The organism is Pseudoxanthomonas sp. F11, assembly GCF_037046485.1.
Taxonomy (GTDB): Bacteria; Pseudomonadota; Gammaproteobacteria; order Xanthomonadales; family Xanthomonadaceae; genus Pseudoxanthomonas_A.
The window spans coordinates 1-2524 of sequence record NZ_JBANLZ010000009.1 but is presented as its reverse complement, the minus strand read 5'-3'; the positions used below and the strand labels follow the sequence as shown (position 1 = coordinate 2524).

The following is a 2524-nucleotide window of genomic DNA, read 5'->3' as shown; positions in this document are numbered from 1 at the left end:
GGTGCACCAGGCCGGCGCCACCATGGGCGAGATCGTGGCCAGCGTGCAGCGCGTGACCGACATCATGGCCGAGATCAGTGCCGCCTCGCAGGAACAGTCGGCCGGCATCGAACAGGTCAACCAGACCATCACCCAGATGGACGAGACCACCCAGCAGAACGCTGCGCTGGTGGAGGAAGCCTCGGCCGCCGCCCGCTCCATGGAAGAGCAGGCCCAGGCCTTGAGCGAGGCCGTGGCCACCTTCCGGCTGGGCGAGCATGGACACGTGGCCCGGCTGGTGCAGGAGCGCGTGACCCGCATCGCGTCGGCGGCCTCGCCCCGCGCCCTGTCCGAAACCCGACCCTACTGACCCTAAAGAAACCCCGCCCGGGGCCGATCTAGGCCTTGACCGGTTCCGCCCCGGGAACCCCGCCCCCTTTCCGGCTGCCACAGGAGCCCGATCCATGAGCGACAACAAGACCCAGGCCGCAGCAAGTGCGGACGAGTTCCTCAGCTTCACCCTGGGAGAAGAGCATTACGGCGTGGACATCCTGAAAGTCCAGGAAATCCGCGGCTACGACTCGGTCACCCGCCTGCCCGACGCCCCCGACTACATCAAGGGCGTGATCAACCTGCGCGGCACCATCGTGCCGGTCATCGACCTGCGCCTGAAGCTGCGCCTGAAGGAGGCGCGCTACGACGCCTTTACTGTGATGATCGTGCTGAACGTGGAGGACCGCGTGGTCGGCATCGTCGTGGACAGCGTGTCCGACGTGATCGCGCTGAACGCCGAACAGATCCGCCCCACGCCCGAATTCGGCGCCAGCGTCGACACCCGCTTCATCTCGGGCATCGGCACCGTGGACGATCGCATGCTGATCCTGCTGGACATCGAGACGCTGATCGACAGCGCCGACTTCGGCCAGCCGCTGCCGGAGCAGGTCGCGGCCTGACCCCCGCCCGCGACGCGCCGTTTCCCGGGACCGCCGGCCGCAAGGCCCGCGGTCCTTTTGTTTTCCGCGCCTCGCCCGGCGGACGCATCCGCCTTTCGTCGCAGAAGTCCGAAATGCGCTGAAATTCCGGCGACACGCGCCGATATCCATCGGGAGGGCCATCGGCTCCCGCCTCCCGAACGCCCACGTATCGCGCCTGCCGCCAGAGATCTCCGCATGAACGTCAATGCCCGCCTCGCCAAATCCCTTTCCCATCTTCCCCTCAAGCGCAAGTTCCTGATCCAGACCGCACTGGTCGCCGTGGGTACCATCGCGCTGGCCGTCGTCGCCGCACGCATGCAGTACCTGGACCTGACCGGCACGCGGCAGGAAGGACTGAAAGCGCAGACCGAGATGGCGCTGGGCGTGATCGAGGGTTACGCCGACCAGGCCAAGCGCGGCGCGCTGGACGAGGACGAGGCCAAGGCGCGCGCGCTTGCCACGCTGTCCACCATGCAGGCCAACAAGGGCGTGGACTACTTCTTCGTGACCGACGAAATCCCGACCATGCTGATGCACCCCACCCGGCCCGACCTGATCGGCAAGCCGCTGAACGACGTGCTGAGCCCGGACGGCAAGCGCATCTTCCCCGAGTTCGTCCGCGTGGCACAGGCCGGCGGCGGCCACGTCGATTACAGCTGGGCCAAGGCCGGCGAGCAGGATCCGGTACCGAAGACCTCGTACGCCGTGCTGTACCGTCCTTGGGGCTGGGTGATCGGCACCGGTGTCTACGTCGACGACACCCAGGCCCAGGCGCTGCAGTTCACCTTCATCATGACCCTCGCCGGCGGCCTGCTGGTCCTGCTGAGCACGGCGATCGGCTGGGTGATCGGCCAGTCGGTGCTGGAACCCGTTTCTCGCGCACTGGCCGCCATCAAGGGCGTCTCGCGTGGCGACTTGAGCGTGCGCACCGGACACCACGGCCGGGACGAGGTCGGCCAGATGCTGAAGGCCACCGACGAGATGGTGCACATGCTGGAGCGCTTCTCCCACGAGACGCGCGACATGATCCGCCTGCATGCCGCCGAAGACATCAGCCACCGCATGCCGGAGGACTTCCCGGGCGTGTACGGCGAACTGGCCGGCGGCATCAACACCATGATGTTCGAACACCTGGATGCTTTCCGCGATGCGGTCGGCATCCTGGAGCGCTATGCCAGCGGCGACCTGAGCCAGGACGCACGCCGCCTGCCCGGCACGCGCGCCTTCCTGCATGAAGCGATGGATGCGGCGAAAACCAGCCTGTTGGCGATCAACGGCGAGATCAAGCGCCTGGCGGCGGCGGCGGCGGCGGGCGACTTCTCGGTCCGTGGCGACGAGACGGGTTTCCGCCACGACTTCCTGCACATGGTGCAGGGCCTCAATGCGATGATGGCCACCAGCGACCGCAATCTGGCCGAACTGTCCGCCCTGCTGCGCGCCATCGCCGACGGCGACCTGAGCGCGCGCATGGAAGGCGACTTCCACGGTGTGTTCGCCCGCATGCGCGACGATGCCAATGCGACGGTGGCCCAGCTGACCGACATCGTCGGCCGCATCCAGGACGCCTCCAC

The 2524-nt window shown here is 67.5% G+C and carries 3 protein-coding genes; all 3 read left to right on the top strand.

Annotated elements, in window-relative coordinates; all coding sequences use genetic code 11:
* On the top strand, positions 1 to 349 hold a 349-nt coding region (locus V8246_RS17010; RefSeq protein ID WP_336190300.1), incomplete at its 5' end, for a methyl-accepting chemotaxis protein.
* 94 nt (positions 350 to 443) lie between these two features.
* A complete protein-coding gene (locus V8246_RS17005; protein WP_162111477.1) occupies positions 444 to 932 on the top strand; it encodes a chemotaxis protein CheW in 489 nt (162 codons plus the stop codon).
* A gap of 216 nt (positions 933 to 1148) precedes the next feature.
* Positions 1149 to 2524 (top strand): cache domain-containing protein (locus V8246_RS17000; protein ID WP_336190298.1); only part of this gene is annotated, 1376 nt, incomplete at its 3' end.

Excerpts from the sequence above, each read along its gene's own strand:
- V8246_RS17005 (WP_162111477.1), top strand. The coding sequence starts at position 444 with ATGAGCGACAACAAGACCCAGGCCGCAGCAAGTGCGGACGAGTTCCTC.